The 15064-nt window shown below is 35.6% G+C and carries 23 protein-coding genes; 2 read left to right on the top strand and 21 right to left on the bottom strand.

Going from position 1 to position 15064, the window contains the following annotated elements:
* Positions 1–119: 119 nt before the first annotated feature.
* The 9 genes from QM810_RS01645 to QM810_RS01605 form a co-directional block, all read right to left on the bottom strand.
* Positions 120–1136, bottom strand: coding sequence for a hypothetical protein (locus QM810_RS01645; protein ID WP_414253625.1), 1017 nt, complete (start codon positions 1134–1136; stop codon positions 120–122).
* Positions 1129–1596 (bottom strand): hypothetical protein, encoded by a 468-nt coding sequence (locus QM810_RS01640; RefSeq protein ID WP_414253624.1) that lies wholly within the window; start codon positions 1594–1596, stop codon positions 1129–1131. The genes QM810_RS01645 and QM810_RS01640 overlap by 8 nt, the downstream gene beginning before the upstream one ends.
* A 44-nt stretch (positions 1597–1640) precedes the next feature.
* A complete protein-coding gene (locus tag QM810_RS01635) occupies positions 1641–2435 on the bottom strand; it encodes a DUF4261 domain-containing protein (protein WP_414253623.1) in 795 nt (264 codons plus the stop codon).
* 48 nt (positions 2436–2483) lie between these two features.
* Positions 2484–2981: a hypothetical protein gene (locus QM810_RS01630; RefSeq protein ID WP_414253622.1), complete on the bottom strand. Its 498-nt coding sequence runs from the start codon at positions 2979–2981 to the stop codon at positions 2484–2486.
* A 10-nt stretch (positions 2982–2991) separates the two neighbouring features.
* Positions 2992–3546, bottom strand: coding sequence for a hypothetical protein (locus QM810_RS01625; protein ID WP_414253621.1), 555 nt, complete (start codon positions 3544–3546; stop codon positions 2992–2994).
* Positions 3547–3572: 26 nt separating this feature from the next.
* Complete coding sequence (locus QM810_RS01620) at positions 3573–4046, bottom strand: hypothetical protein (RefSeq protein WP_414253620.1); 474 nt, start codon at positions 4044–4046, stop codon at positions 3573–3575.
* An 18-nt stretch (positions 4047–4064) separates the two neighbouring features.
* Entirely contained in the window at positions 4065–4916 is an 852-nt protein-coding gene (locus tag QM810_RS01615; RefSeq protein WP_414253619.1) for a CbrC family protein, read from the bottom strand.
* Positions 4917–5047: 131 nt separating this feature from the next.
* The gene (locus QM810_RS01610) at positions 5048–5452 is read right to left on the bottom strand and encodes a hypothetical protein (protein ID WP_414253618.1); all 405 of its coding nucleotides are present in this window, start codon (positions 5450–5452) and stop codon (positions 5048–5050) included.
* A gap of 48 nt (positions 5453–5500) precedes the next feature.
* A complete protein-coding gene (locus QM810_RS01605) occupies positions 5501–6007 on the bottom strand; it encodes a YfbM family protein (protein ID WP_414253617.1) in 507 nt (168 codons plus the stop codon).
* A 116-nt stretch (positions 6008–6123) separates the two neighbouring features.
* On the opposite strand from QM810_RS01605, the gene QM810_RS01600 reads away from it, so the two are divergent.
* Positions 6124–7143 carry a hypothetical protein gene (locus tag QM810_RS01600; protein ID WP_414253616.1) on the top strand — a complete coding sequence of 340 codons (1020 nt, stop codon included), beginning with the start codon at positions 6124–6126 and terminating at the stop codon, positions 7141–7143.
* A 30-nt stretch (positions 7144–7173) separates the two neighbouring features.
* Here QM810_RS01600 and QM810_RS01595 read toward each other — a convergent pair whose 3' ends face one another.
* The 12 genes from QM810_RS01595 to QM810_RS01540 form a co-directional block, all read right to left on the bottom strand.
* Positions 7174–7980: a hypothetical protein gene (locus tag QM810_RS01595; protein ID WP_414253615.1), complete on the bottom strand. Its 807-nt coding sequence runs from the start codon at positions 7978–7980 to the stop codon at positions 7174–7176.
* A 48-nt stretch (positions 7981–8028) separates the two neighbouring features.
* Positions 8029–8340 carry a hypothetical protein gene (locus QM810_RS01590; protein WP_414253614.1) on the bottom strand — a complete coding sequence of 104 codons (312 nt, stop codon included), beginning with the start codon at positions 8338–8340 and terminating at the stop codon, positions 8029–8031.
* A 38-nt stretch (positions 8341–8378) separates the two neighbouring features.
* A complete protein-coding gene (locus QM810_RS01585; RefSeq protein WP_414253613.1) occupies positions 8379–8699 on the bottom strand; it encodes a hypothetical protein in 321 nt (106 codons plus the stop codon).
* Between the two features lie 12 nt (positions 8700–8711).
* The gene (locus QM810_RS01580; RefSeq protein WP_414253612.1) at positions 8712–8900 is read right to left on the bottom strand and encodes a hypothetical protein; all 189 of its coding nucleotides are present in this window, start codon (positions 8898–8900) and stop codon (positions 8712–8714) included.
* Positions 8901–8914: 14 nt separating this feature from the next.
* Positions 8915–9799, bottom strand: coding sequence for a DUF4300 family protein (locus tag QM810_RS01575; RefSeq protein ID WP_414253611.1), 885 nt, complete (start codon positions 9797–9799; stop codon positions 8915–8917).
* 175 nt (positions 9800–9974) lie between these two features.
* Positions 9975–10496 carry an RDD family protein gene (locus QM810_RS01570; protein ID WP_414253610.1) on the bottom strand — a complete coding sequence of 174 codons (522 nt, stop codon included), beginning with the start codon at positions 10494–10496 and terminating at the stop codon, positions 9975–9977.
* 39 nt (positions 10497–10535) lie between these two features.
* Positions 10536–11417: a diacylglycerol/lipid kinase family protein gene (locus QM810_RS01565; RefSeq protein ID WP_414253609.1), complete on the bottom strand. Its 882-nt coding sequence runs from the start codon at positions 11415–11417 to the stop codon at positions 10536–10538.
* A 45-nt stretch (positions 11418–11462) separates the two neighbouring features.
* A complete protein-coding gene (locus QM810_RS01560) occupies positions 11463–11849 on the bottom strand; it encodes a hypothetical protein (RefSeq protein WP_414253608.1) in 387 nt (128 codons plus the stop codon).
* Positions 11850–12106: 257 nt separating this feature from the next.
* Positions 12107–12349: a phosphohydrolase gene (locus QM810_RS01555; RefSeq protein ID WP_414253607.1), complete on the bottom strand. Its 243-nt coding sequence runs from the start codon at positions 12347–12349 to the stop codon at positions 12107–12109.
* A gap of 105 nt (positions 12350–12454) precedes the next feature.
* Entirely contained in the window at positions 12455–13021 is a 567-nt protein-coding gene (locus QM810_RS01550; protein WP_414253606.1) for a hypothetical protein, read from the bottom strand.
* A gap of 100 nt (positions 13022–13121) precedes the next feature.
* Positions 13122–13376 (bottom strand): hypothetical protein, encoded by a 255-nt coding sequence (locus tag QM810_RS01545; RefSeq protein WP_414253605.1) that lies wholly within the window; start codon positions 13374–13376, stop codon positions 13122–13124.
* Between the two features lie 126 nt (positions 13377–13502).
* Positions 13503–14000: a hypothetical protein gene (locus QM810_RS01540; RefSeq protein WP_414253604.1), complete on the bottom strand. Its 498-nt coding sequence runs from the start codon at positions 13998–14000 to the stop codon at positions 13503–13505.
* A 268-nt stretch (positions 14001–14268) separates the two neighbouring features.
* Here QM810_RS01540 and QM810_RS01535 point away from each other — a divergent pair, with 268 nt between their 5' ends.
* Positions 14269–15063 (top strand): MerR family transcriptional regulator, encoded by a 795-nt coding sequence (locus QM810_RS01535; RefSeq protein ID WP_414253603.1) that lies wholly within the window; start codon positions 14269–14271, stop codon positions 15061–15063.
* Position 15064 lies beyond the last annotated feature (1 nt).

The following is a 15064-nucleotide window of genomic DNA, read 5'->3' as shown; positions in this document are numbered from 1 at the left end:
TTTTACTATACCCAAAAATTGAAAACTATTTCAAATTTGTCTTTAAATAATAAAATAGGAACTAAATAAATTAATTCCTTTAGATAGGCATAATCAAATTCAACTATTCAAAATCGTATTTACTCATCACGCGCTACTTTGGCAGCTAGTTCAAAATCAGTCATCAAATAATTTTCATCTAGACGGATAATGCTGTAATACTCATTCCAAAATAGAGAGTCGCTGTTACTTGACCATTGTAATCCATACCACAATTGAGTGACATCACTTGTATTTGATGGGGGGATTGACCATAGATGCTTTTTGAAAGTTTCTTGAACAAGCGGAATATCAAGTCTAGTAGTCAAGTCGAGTTCATCTAACTTGAAAGTGATAGAATGTTTCTTAGCTGCTTCAATACTGTCCTTGTTAAATCGAATCTGAATAACCTTAGCATCTTCTAGAACCACGTCCTTATCTTCTGCCCCGTAAAAGGAAATACTCCCCAGCACTATACCATTTTTTGCTAGGAGATAGGGAGCGTAAGGGACTGCATTGCTATCAAGCCTAAAGCCTTTTTCGATAGTGACTGATTTATCACCTGCATACTTTTGGAAACTGCCATCTGTCAGGAGGTCTTCGTAGTCACTAGTACCATCTACTTGTCTTACATAGATATTAAACCCAGCTTCCATCAGATCACTTGCTTTTGTTTCTGCTAACGTAATTTTACTTTCATTAATTTGCAAAATTGGTGTTTGAGGTGGCAAACCAATCGTGAGATTAAACATGACTCCTACTAGAAAGACCATAAAGGTTATAAGGAGGGCAAGTAAAGACTTTCCAGTCCTTTTTCTTGCATTGAAAAGAGCCATTATAGCTGGGAGGAGGATCATTTTAGCTAAAATAGAATTCCCAACACCACCTCGATTTAAGGTCTGAAAAGCAAAGATCCCTGCGATGGCAATCAGTGTCAGGTAGACAAGAATCTCACCTAAACCTAGTTTTTCTGTTCGAGTTTGTTGATTTACAGGAGTTTCGTACAATGACTGCCCATTCTCTTTCCTCTTTTTTAGAAAGAGATAAAAGCCCAGACCGAGTAACAGATTAAAGATTGCAAAAACTATTAAAGTACCTATAATCACCGTTCTACCCATGGTTCTCTACTCCTTTATGTTCTCTCTCAAATCTTATCTTTCTCTTTAATTCCCAATTCCCAACTAATAAAACTAGTAAGAAGAAGGGGCCGCCTTCTATGACCACAATAGGCATAGCCAAAATAGCAATCATCAAAAAACTAGCTTTCTTTTGCCGCCAACTACCGCCCCATTCTCCGTTTATCAGTTGTCCCAAATAGTCGATGTAGTCAGTAAACCAAGTAAATAAAGGTGGGTGAAAATCACTTATCCTTAGGTAAATGAAGAGGACTGAATTTAAAAGGATGTAGAGAATTCCAAGAACTAGAATAATCTTTTGACTAGTTCGAGTAGCCTCTAGAACGATTTTTTCTCTCTTCTCTGGCTTTATTTTTTTTAGACTTGCATTCTTACAAGAGAGTTTTTCAAATCTATAGACCAGAAATCGGTAGAGATAATACTTTTTTATATCACGCTTCATAAAAACCTCAATCTAGGAAGGACGAATCATTTGTAAATCATGGTCTAAACATCTAATTTCAAGGAATTGCCTTCCAAAAAGACTGCTTTTGATTCAGTGATTTTAATCTTTTGATCTTCTGAAAATCCAACGGTTTCACCGTCATTTAAAGTGACATCACTGCCTAAAACATACTGAAGAATAGACAAGATAAAATAATATAAGTCATCGCTATTCATAGGAGACTCAATAATTTCAATCTCAGTTTTTCCAAACTCTTTTAAACCATAAGTGTAAATACTGGTCTTATCTTCCTGATTGATAATTCCTATATAAATCCAGAGTTGAAGGGGAAGCATTTCTTCTTTCAAAAGGTCAGCCAGGTCTAGATAAAGATCTTTGGGTATGAGTAAGGTAGCAGAACCCTGATAAATGCCAATTGCTGATTGACTAGTTTTTAGGATAGAGGCATTAACTTTAGTCAATAGGGAATAGGTTTCTACTGGCGAAAGATTGTCAGACAAGATAGATACAATAGCGTGTTGTGAATGCTCCTTTATTTCCTTCTCAACATCCTGCCAGAGGTAAGAATAGGCATACAATTTTTCAAATTCTTGGCTTGGGATAGGTAAATCTATTAAAGCCAGCGCAACAAGAGCACCATCAATCACAAAGGTTGCACTAGAATCATCCCCAGAAACTTCAGAAATTTCAAGCCCCCAGTGAGTTTTCAATTCCTGAACGACCTGATCTAAAGAATAGGCTTGATTGCCTTTGAAAAGAGGCATGGACAAGTTCAGTTGTTTTTTCTTCTCTGACTTTTCTTTCTTACTAGTAAATAGATTTTTTAAAAAATTCACAGGACTTCTCCTTTTTCTAATATCAGTTGGAAAGCAAAGCTCTCTTACTCAAAGTAAGTCGCCATACCAAGTTTCCTCATCCTCAAAACCGTAAAATTTTTCATCAAGTAGCCAATTTCCATCCACTAATCTAAGTACAAACTGATGCTTCATTTCTAAAGCTTCTTGATAGTGGGTGATGACTCTTGCTTCTTCAGCTTTTGTCATGATAAAATCTACAGAAAAATCATTCGTTTTAACATAGTTATACTCACTTGGGGAGCCATAAGAAATTCGAACTCCTCCTTCCAAGTAATTTTGAGTCACTCGTCCAGTTAGAAGTTGCATTTGCCTCTGAAAATAGTCATCCATAAGTTCATTCCACTTGGGATGAATTTGATTTGCTGGGATGCCAACGCCTTCTTTTTCCTTATCCAGTGCTCTGTTACGCTCAAAAATTTCCTCTTCTAACAAGGTTAAACTTTTGAGTAAATTAAGCAAGGGTGGGATGATTATTTCCGCCATAGCTCGATAATTTTCAGGGGTATTTTTATAGTTCACTCTCATAATTACTCTCTTAACACTCCTGGATTAATTGCTTTACTTCTATGTCTGAAAGTTGTCCTTCCATGTAGAGTTTCCTAAGTAAATCTTTATCTACGGTAATTTCATAATAGTCAGTCACAAACTCATGAAATCTCTCAAAACTATCAAAAAGGTATGAAAGCAACCATTCTCCACCATCCTGGCCTTGGTAAGTCTGTTGATGCGCGTGACCGTCATACCAGATAAAGAAGGTTGTTTCATCTTTTTGTTCTTCTGAATAAAGTGAGACATACTTTTCATCCAGACCTTTATAAAAACCATCAATGACGTCTTGATCCCACTCGTCAGCAGCAAACTGGCTTAAACTACTTTCATGATCAAAGCCTTTTATAAGGATCATTTTATCAGTCAAAATCACATCTAAAGAATCACCAGATCCATTATCAATAAGATAGCGGACTCCATAGTCTTCCTCAGTCTTAATCACGAGTCTGAGCCAATCCTCACTCGGATCTGTCAGATATTCGTCAATGACTAGCAAGGCATCTAAGCGAGTCTTTATCTTGTCCCAATTAATCTTTCTCATCTCTAAAAACCTCCATCTTATTCTTGCTATTTATCAAGATCACAAGCCCTATAACGAGCTGTTAGATAGCCTGAAAAACTAATCTGAGGGATATTCCACTCATTAGGCAAATAAATTGAACAGTCTACCTGATCACCTAGAGAGGAACTTGCTGAAAAGACATATCTTCCCAAATCTTCATTATTAGGATTTCTTTCAACTAGACTCAATCTGCTAGCATTGAACCAGTCTTTAAACAGTAACCAGATTTGCTCGGCATCTTCGTTTAATAGGGATACTTTCAAGTTGTAGCTGATTCCGACCCTACATCTTTTTTTGAATCCTGACTCATCAGCCCTACAAACTTTTATCAATCCCTTATCATACTGCCAGTTATCACTATCTAATAGGGGAAATTGAACAGATAGATTGTCTTTAAATCCCTGCATAGTATCTAATAAATCTTTGGAGGCGGCTTCGAATAATTCTAGTTCTTCCATAGTCTTCTCTTTAATTTTCATAGCTAATCACATTTCGATTTAATCTGCATCAACCCAGATCTGGTATTTTTGACAATGGAGACATCTGAAAAGGTAACCACAGATAGGCCCGTCTTTGACCAAGTAGTCTTCTACCTCTTGATATTCTTCACGCGCTTCATAGTCTGCCAAGACTTGCTCAGCGATTCCCATATCCTTTAATTCACGAGTTCCAACTGTACCCAAGTAAGCACAATAATCTTGGCAACAAGAAAGCCAATATTCTCCCTGCCAACTAGAGTAGCCTGGAGTCTGACAAAAAAGCAACTGATTCTTTTCTGGATCCAATTCACACTGGCACTCGGCATCTTGGATAAATTCTGCATCGAATTTTTTAGCTGCTTGACCGTTTGCAATGCAAGATGGGCAGAGATGTTCTACCTCTTCAATACTGTAGGGTCTAAGAGCATAATAAACATTGCTTTCTTTCCCACAAGATGGACAAACCTTAGCTTCTCCTTCAACAAATGAACCTGTAGCCAACGGATCTGGATGATAGATAAAATGCGGCAAAGACTGTAATAGCTTCTGTCTTTGCTTCTTCTCTTCTTTTCTTAGAGGTCGAGGAAGAGCAAAACGATCGCCATGACTCTGACTCATTTCTTGTAAACGGCTCAGTTTCTTTATCTGTTTTCGATCAGGTTTGCCTAAGATTTCGGTAAATAAGCTATAGGCACTAGCGTAGAGACCCAATTGTTCATAGAGGTCAACTAAGACTTTCTTAGCTTCTAAATCATCAGACTTAGCTAATTCATTAGCCAAATCATAGAGAGCTGCAACACTGGAAGAATTTCCATCTTTAGCATGGTATTCCCTTGTCCGAGTGATATATTCTTGTAAATATGGATTCATCTGACCACCTTCCTAATGGATGAAATAAAATCTTAACAAATGGTAACAAGGACAATACCATTTAAGTCCAATATTGCTTTATATAAATCTTTCATTTCATCACCTGATTTTAACCTCTCATTGTCAGACAGTCAGTAAATTTCATACACAAGCTCTCTATCAGCTTGAAAATGTTTGTCGAATTTCACTAAAAGATATAGGGATCCAGCTGGAGAAACACCGGCATCATAACCTAGAGCAAATTCGCCATAAGAACCACTTTTATCCAAGATTAACTCCCTTAATTCCAGTTCTGTAACTGCTTTATCAGGCCAATTATCATGGATAACCTTTTGAGCTTTTTTATCAAGGTGTTCCAAGTTTCTATATAAACTAGTCATCAAATCATCTGATAATAAGAGTAAATCCTGTTCACAGTACCCTGTAAAATAAATATTTATGTCTTTATTAAGATATCGCCCTAGAAAATAGATCCCCGAATCATGTTTTTCCCAGCTTATTCCCTTCCATAACGCCAATAAATCTTCTTTGTTCATTTATTTCCTCAAGCAGTTTTATTCTTTTAGGAAAGTTTAATATACTTTCTAACAAATAGTAACTAAGACATTTCCATTGAGCTCCAGAATCTTTTTGTAAAAGTCTTTCATTTTGACAAAGCAGGTTAAAATATCATCCTTGATTTCTTCCTCTTCCTCAAGATAATCCCAAATATCAGGATACAAGTCAGCTTTCTTGCATGCTTTCATACTAAAGTCTTTCAAAGCCTTGTCCATATCAAATTCTTCTAAAGCTTGACTGATAGCCGCAATTCTCGATTTTTCAGTATAGGCGATATATTCAGATACATCCTCTAGAGGAGTCACCCCTAAAACAGCTTCTCTCAAGGGATTGTCATCCAAAAATTCTGAACTACTAAATCCTGTCATTACAAAAACTAAGACATCCCACATCTTATCGATATCTATTAAGATATCATGACTATCAGCGGAGTCCTCAGCAAAGTCTAACAAGTCATCTTTTTGATTGGAAAGACCTTTTATTTGTTCTAATTCATTGTCTGGTAAATATTGATAATTGGCAATCATTCCCATGATTTTTCTCCTTTGAATCTTGTAGGATAATACTGTTTTTAGCTCTATTTCTATAGAAAATGCTATAATGGAGCTAAGAAATTGTTTTATTGAATGTTAAATAGGGGGAAATAGTCATGTTCACTAGTATTGTTTTGGGTTTTTATGCTCTTTTCTTTCTATCCTTGTCCTTTACTATCTATCTCTATATTAGTCTTGTAGTTGCGGTTAAAAAAGGCAAAGACATTCCCAAATGGATTTATAAACTTGGCCATGCTGTTCAAGGAAGAATTCACGTTGACTATGAAGAAATCACTGATGCTAACGCCCTTAAAGAGATTCATTGGTTCTTGCTAATCTATTTAATCGTAAATCTACTCGTATTGGCTGTCTTCTACTATCATGGTAATAGCTTTCCTCAAGCCATTTATGAATGTTTGAAAAAACAATTTTTTATCGTACTTGTTAGTATGGTTTTAAAAAGTATTGGTAAATTTGTTGTACTGGCTATAAGAAAAAACTTTCATAACAGTCATGTCTATGCATCAACCAACGCTTTTATCGGGACAGCTTTTTTAACGAGTTATGTTTTTATGTTTTGCATGATGATGAGTGGCCTTCCGGCTCAACCTGTTCCAGTAACCATTCAAGATACTACTGTCATTGTCGGGGAGACCAAGGCTTCCGAGCTTTTAGAGCATGGGTTCACCTTCGCAGATAAAGGTGCAGATAGTCCTATTACCAATCCAAAAAACGACCACTTCTACTACGGTCAGCTTCTTGAAGTCAAGCGGGATGATCAGTCCTATGGCTTTATGACCCTTACTCCCACAGGTAAAGATACAGATCAGCTCAAAAACTGCGTCATTACCTACTACAGAACACCTAAGGATAACAATCAACTAGAAGAAATTTCCGTCAATCATGTCAAGCTAGCCAATCTCAAGCTTCAAGATTTTCAAACACGAAAGTTAATCGATATCTTTGAAGTCAATCCTGCTGATTATAATGTCTCTGATAAGGATAACAACTTTATCCTAACCATTCAAACAGCAGACTACGACCTCTGGAAAAGGTACCGTATTGAATCCAAGTTCAATTCAGATGGTTCCCTAGATAGCTATGGTGTTAGAGCCCAGCACAGCATGTGGGAATGATTGACCATCTCCCCCTTTATCACATAAGCATTAAACTGGAAAAATATCGTCGACAAGTTTATAGGTTTCGATGAATCGAATGCCAGAGGAACCTTTATCTCTAGTGATTTCTTGATAAATATCTTCTAAATTTTGGGCAGGTGCCAGCATCCAAAGACTAAAAGGTCTGAGTTTCACCTGTCCAATTTTTTCAATATTTTCTAATAATTGCCCTAAATCTTTGTGATTGAACCAGCAGTCTGTAACGAGAGCAAACTTTGTATTTTCCATCTTACAGGAGATTTGACTGGTCAAAAAATCATCGATGGTGGGCTTTTTTGTCTGTAAGAGGCGCGTGCAAGCCAGATGATACTCAAGCTTTCTAGGACTCTGATCAACCATAGATACAAAGATAAGACCATACTGGTCTTTGAACTTAACAGCAAGGAGATCCCCTTCTACAAAGTAGGGTTTGCGTTTAGCTTTGGTCTTGAGGACCTTTAGAGGTCTAGGATTTTCAGTTTTCAACTGGATAGCAAGTTTATCCAAGACCTTTTGCCTTTGCTTCAAAGCCTTTGAATCTATTTCCAACCAAAATGGATCAGCCCCTTTTTTGATAAGCTCCAAGGTTTTATCTCTGATATCGTCTGTCAGGTGACCAATCTTCCACAGTGAGTAGGCAAGAGCAGTCCAATAAATTTCTGTAAAAAAGTCTGTTTGACAGTAATCTTTTTCTGCATCGAGGATATCCTTGATAATATCGGACACATGATCACCGTCTCTATAGCGACCGACTACTTCATTATAAATATCATAACCTTGATCACTGTCAATGATTTTAACGCCATCAATAGCCATACTAAACTCCTAATGCTCAATCGACACCTTATTGATAAATCTCAAAACTTATTTAATCTTATGCTTGTTCATTTTTTCTTGGAAAATATCTGTAAGAATTTGGCGCAATTCTTGAGCTTCTCTTTCAGGAAGTTGGCCTTCTTGTTCAGCTAAAGCATACAATTCTGGATACTCGAGCGAGATTCTCTTAACAGTACGTGTAATGGCATGTTTTCTAACAAAAAATGGAATTCGTTTAATCATATCTTCAGGAATTAAGGCGATAATCTTATCGGCTGTTTCCTTGTCGCTAAGTTTAGAGAAAGTTAATCCCTTTTTAATCATTTCTTGTTCTTTTTCTGTAAAATCTTTAATATCCATTGTGTCTCCTTATGACTTTTTTATTTGCTTCTATTATACTATTTTTTTAATTGGTCGAATGAAAAATCTCTATAAATCCGCTCTTTCCCAAGAACGGAATCTGTTGTAACAGGTAGTTTTTTCAGCAACAATTGAATATCAATATCTTTGGGAAGAGGATTAAATTCTCCCAGACTATTTTCCTGAAGGTGTGCTGCAAAGATAAACTCTCCCTTTTCCCAATCCATAGCACAATCATTGATAACATCTACCGGCGACAGGCCCAGCAGTTCTTGCTCTTGCGCTATAAAAGTCTCGTAAATCAGCTCAAAAATAGCTTCCTTATCAATTTTTACAACTCTTAATGTATGTTCATCCATGCTTGATCTCTCCTAATCATCACTATCATCTTCTGTCACTTCCCAAATCTCTGCTTGGTAAGGTTCTCCATCTTCATCGTATCGATTGATATAACCAATAAACCTTTCATTTTTTCTTGGTCTCTGCTGGTTTCCTTTGATAACCCAAACAGCCCATACTCCGATTAAAACAATTATTATGAATGCTAGTACTACTTCCATTTCAATGCCATCCTTTAAAATTGAACCCACTTATCATTATCCATAATAAATGGCTTAGCTAGACCTTCACCTGTATAGTTTTCATATTTTGTATCTAGATATTTGTAACAATCTTCCTTGGTCGCAAATTTGATGGCTTGATAAGGCTCCTCAAAGGTCAGCTTTTCGACAAAGAGATAGCCATCCTCGCTTGGTACAAGTATCCCGACATGGCCAATAAATAGGGATTGACCATCCAAGTCATCATGAACGACTACGGAGAGCATTCGAGCATTTTCGTTAAACTTGAATTGAGAAAGGAATTGTTCCATCTTTGCAGTATGAACTTTGACATTTGTCGTTGCTTCGGTCTTGACTCTTGAGAATAAAATATCAAAAGCATCTTTGTCTTCTGCAGCAAAGACCCTACCTTTGTCAATGGCATCATTATCGACAAACAAAAGGGAATCATCTTTCTCTAACTTAGGAATTTCGATAGAATTTTTTAACAAACAATAACTGTTAATACGACAGTTGGTACCGACAAAATCACCCTTTTTAGGCGTCCAAAGATTGCTTATCTTTTCAACATCATAGTCTGTTTTGGTAAATGTAGAAAAATCTCCAGTTAAGCCTACTGAACCGACAGTCGCGTTGTAATCATTGACAAGGTTGAAAAATGCATCGACACTGTCTTTATCCAAATGTGCAGCCAAGGCTTTCCGAACTTCTTCTGAACTTTCCTTGCTATTGAGATTGCTATAGGTTCCTTTGTAGTTTTCTTTATCTGAGCTAGCCAACTTAGTATTTGAACTATTCTGTTGTTCCATAGATTGGTTTTGGTTTGTACCACAGGCAGCTAACGTAAAGATAGCTAAACAACAACAGCTCATTAATCTAATTTTTTTAGATACTTTCATAAAATGTTTCCTTTTTTACTAAGATTTTTCAAGTCGATTAGCTTCTCTTACATTATAGTTCAAATTTATTTTAAGTCCAAGCATTTTGCTAAGTAAAGTAGATTTTAAATCATTAAAAAGGAAGCTGGCACACAGCACGCTCCCTAATAAGTGAAATATCTATGAAATATTTAATTTAGTCACCTTTTAGCTGTACCTGTGTATGAGCTATAAGATCACCTAGATGTCGCTTATCTTTCCTGAAAACCATCATTGCTAGTAAGGCAACTGCGAGGAGAGTAGCTAAAAACGAGAGGATAATAGATAAGAAATCAAACTCACTATAGAAACCATGTATCGTGCCCATATGACCTATTTGCCAAGGTAAAAATTTAATGGTGTTTCTAATTAAGCTAGCTTGCACTGTTTTTTTCTCGTAAACCAATTGAAGTCCTGCTTTCGCCTTCCCAAAACTCCCATTCTTTGTATAATCTAAGAATGTAAAAAGTAGAGTGATTGGCAAAACAGAGGTAAAAAAAACAAGACACTGCGACTGAATTTCTGTAAACTCTGGGATACCATTAAAAAAAATAATGTAAAAAAGCATAGAACCTAAAAACAGAAGTGCTAAATAAGCTAGAATGAAAAGATAATCAAATAGTAATTCAATCATTCTTTTTTTAAACGAAATAGAATTAATTACTAAAATCTTCATCATCATCAGCTCCTTTATTATCTACTATTCTTTTCAAAAGTTTTATTCTTTCGGTTGAGAATAAACTTCTATATGCTGCCCTAGAACCTTGATTTCTACTGGTAAATTATCAGATTTGTCACCATCAACATCCGTTTCTAATTCACTATCTGAAGAGATTTTGATGTGACGAGCTTTAATGTACTCGATGTGATCATTTTCTACGATGTCCCCTTTTAATAAGTCAGGGATAACTGACAATTTAGTAAGAAGAGATGCATCTTTTAAAATCAAAATATTAGCATAACCATCCTTGTCTTCATCAAAGATCTTTTTGTCAGCGAAATAATTGGTGAGGAGAACTAAAACATGACTGGCTGGTCCAATGTAATTTCGATTTTCAGTCACAACTGTAATGTTAAATGCTTGATCTGTAACCACAGACTTCATAGTATTAATCGCATAGGCTAGCATACCAAACTTTGTTTTATCCTCTATGCCAACATTATGAATGGCTTCTGGTAATGAACCGATACTGAAAATATAGCCAAAATAGTTTCCATTTGATTTTCCGATATCAATCTTGTTGGTAGAACTAAAATCAAGTTCATCGATCGCACCGTCAATATCTTGATTGATTTCTAATAGTTTCGTAATGAGATTTCCAGTTCCTCCTGGGATAATTCCTAGTTTAGGAGTATATTCTTTTTCCGCGATACCAGATATTACTTCATTAACTGTACCATCCCCACCAAAAACAAGGACTGCATCATAACGCTCTCTGGAAGCTTCTTCTGCAAAGTTTGTTGCGTCTTGCGCTTTTTCCGTAATTTTAATGTCCACATGTTCAAAGTAGTCTCTAGCTTTATTTTCTAACTTCACCTTATAATCCAGGGCTTTTTCACCACCAGATGTAGGGTTGATAATCACCATTATTTTATTCATTTATAATTCTCCTGTCATTAGATTTCCTTACTTTAACTAACTTTCTTAAGTTTCTTCAAGATACATTTTGACTGATAGGTATTCCTGATCTTTTGCATAGGCAAATACTTCTGAATTTCTAATGTAGTCAAAAATATTTTCCTCTAAATCCTCATCCCAGGTTGATTCACTAAAAATTTGATTGTCTTGACTAGCTTCATAGAAAATATCAAGGTGAACTTGATAAAACTCTTCATCTTCATTTGGAGCTTGCCTTACCAACGATAGTTGAAACAAGGGTTTATCAGATATACTTGTAAATGTCCCTACTTCAAACAAAATCATTTCATCATCAATAGGCTCACGACACAAATCTTCAAAGATTGCGACCATATCGTCTAAGGGCATCTTATCAGTAATTCTTTCTCTTAAAAATTCAAGTGATTGCTTCATACTTCTCCTCTTTCTGATAAGAGCTTCGTTCTTGGAAAAATCCTATTAAAAAATAGAATTCCTATACCCTTATTATACTACATTAACAGAAAAAAAAGACTGAACCAGACGGTTTTCACCTTGGTTTCAGTCTAGTTTTTTATAACAAAAAGTCTCAATGAAGACTCTATTTCAAATATAAACCCTTAACTTAAAAATGATTAATTAGGTCTAAGCTAAATTAAAAGTAAGCATTTTCAATTTGCAACTCGCATCCTCTAGAAATTCTCATGAGCGACTTCTTCAAGATAGTCATCAAGATGATCGTAAATTTGTATATCTTCTTCTGAACCATCTTGCAAAACTGCAAATACCTTCACTTTATCATCATTGACAAATATAAAGTTATGTTCTCCAAAATAAGCCTGATAACCCTTGTCAACTAAGGTCCAAAGTTCATCTTTTTTTAAACCGAAAATATCTTTTTTTACAAGATAGGTTTTCCCGATTTCCATTTTCATGATAGATATTTCTCCTTAAAAAACTAATAGTTCAAAAGATTTTCTCTTTGCAAATTAATCAGGTCACACAAGAAGTGACACAATTTCAAAACGAACTTTGGTTGACTATTGCATATCTACCATAGCTTCTTTCAAATATCCTTCGACATCTTCAATCTTTACAAACAACGGGTCTAAGTGACATAGGAAGTGCCAATCTTCAGTGTCGCGTTTTCTGTAGACAATCGCTTCACCGTCTTCACTTCCGAAAAAGCTTCTGTCGACTTCGTACCCTTTGCTTTCTAAGAAAGCTTTTGCCTTGCGGAAGTTTGCTTCTCTGGCTTCGACATAGACTTTCACTTCATCGTTGTTAACGACATAGGCATCGACTTTTGTAGCTCCTTCAATCACTTTATCGTTTTTAACAGATAGATTCGAAATCTCTTTCCAAATAATGTCCACATTTTCCTCAGAATTAAACGAAAACCTAGATAAAGGGACAATATTTCCATTGAAGACAATTTCCATATAATCGGGCAAGTGTTTAGGGTTAAAATACTCAACTTCAAACTCATCTTCTGTTTCTAAAGTATATCCAGGGATTTGAGCTACAAAGGCTTTCCCCTCCTCTAAAGAATCAAACACGACTAAATCTTTAGAAAAATCATTTTGGTACAATTCCAATATAACCATCTATCATCCTCAAATCTTAAATGTTTCTATTAATTCTGATCATTTTTACGTTATTACTCATTCTCAGGTGGTACTACTGTTGAAAAATAAGAGTAAGACATTAAATTTTGTCAATCTCCTTCTTAAACTTTAATTCAAGTATTTTATTATAACCTTCATGAAAACGATCTCTTGTTACCACTTCGCCTGGATATTTTTCCTCTAGAAGTGCATAAATTTCATTTGATCTAATTCCTATTTCCGCCATATCTTGAAGGAATGGACTGCATAGCTTCATCTCACCTTTACTCGATTGTTTTAATAAAACTCCGTATATAGGAATCTTAGTTAATAGATTATAGGTACTCTTTTTCATAATATTTATCTCCCACATAAATTTGGATTAATTAGCAAGCCTACTTGACAAAATGATCCTGCTCATAGCTTGACTTAATATTAGAAAAGAGGCCAGTAACAAACTTAAGCCCAGCCTCTTAGATAATCATTTTTCTTTGTAGCAAATAATGTATGCTTTGATGAAATCACTACCCGCGACAATGGTTAACGGAACACTCAAAACAACTTCATCAGTTTTGCCATTCTCATACTCTTGTCTTTCTTCAGGAGAGTATAGGTACATAGCTATTGAATAGGTGTTCCCAGCCTCCAAGTCAAGATCCATACTGATATTTTCTGATTTGATATTGATTGTTTGATTCAGTCGAGTCTCAGTCGTTTTATAAACGCCCTCAATTGTATATCTCCCTGGAACTAAAGCAACTACCTTTTCTAGGTTTTCTCCAGTTATTGGATTAAAGTCAGCAAGATTCTGTCCATTAATTTTAGTTTTTGAACAGTATAAATGAACAATAGCTTTATCACTATTATCACTAACAAAGCTAACAGCTTTTTTCTTTCTATTACCATTTGCAATCATAAAAACAACAAATAGCAAGAACCAAAAAACAACAAATCCTACGATAATATACATTGTATTCATCATCTATCTCCTATGTTTTCTTTACTTTTTAACTACATTATAGCACCAATCATTGAACAAAGCAAAAAGATATACTAAATGCAAGTAATTGTTTTGGGACTTCTCTTTCAACTCTTTTTTGTCACCTTAAAATAGGTGTTTCTACAAGCATTTTTAATTATATTAACTGTATGAGGTCGATAGAAAAATCGTTAATCAATAATTTTTATAAAGCGCTTGCTCATGACCTTGCGTCATGATGTATAATATATATTAGGAGGTGAGAATAATGGCAAAATTCAGAGCAATCCCTGAAGGTTTTATGACAGTTGGGGAAGTCGCAAAGAAAATGGGAGTTACAGTCCGTACTCTACAATACTACGATAAAGAAGAATTGCTTTCTCCATCTACAGAAAGTGAGGGGGGACGTAGGCTTTATACCGATAAAGATCTAGTCATGCTTCATCAGATTATATCCTTGAAATCGCTTGGTTTTTCTCTGAAGGACATAAAGGGGCGTTTGAACTCTTTGAAAACACCTGATGATATCGCAAATGCTCTTACCGAGCAGGCGGATGCTATACGTATAAATATTAAACAACTTAAGGATTCTTTGGCCGCAATAGAACAGTTAAAAACAGAAGTTTTACAGATGCAAACGGTTAATTTTAAGAAGTATGCTGATATTATTGTTAATCTACAGATGAAGAATGAGTCATACTCTTTAATTAAGCGCTTTGATGATGATACGCTGGACCGTATACGCAGTCGATTTGACAAGAAAAGCGGAGTAGACTTTATGGACAGATTTAATCGCCTGAGTGATGAGATTGTGAAGCTCCAAAAAGAAAAGGTGCCAGCTGATAGCGAACAATGCCAACAAGTTGTTCAAGAATACTGGGGCTTGATTATGGAGTTTACAAATGGAGATATGACTATGCTTCCGAAGTTGATGGAAGTCGGTAATATTGATACCGCCACTAATGCTTGGGAAGAAAAACAAAAGATCGTTAATGATTATTTAGAGCCAGCTTTGCAAGTTTATTTTTCAAGACTTGAAACCAATCCCTTTGAGGAGGTATAGG

Source organism: Streptococcus infantis, from assembly GCF_047464155.1.
In the GTDB taxonomy this organism is placed as follows: Bacteria; Bacillota; Bacilli; order Lactobacillales; family Streptococcaceae; genus Streptococcus; species Streptococcus infantis_U.
This window is presented reverse-complemented; position numbering and strand designations above follow the sequence as displayed.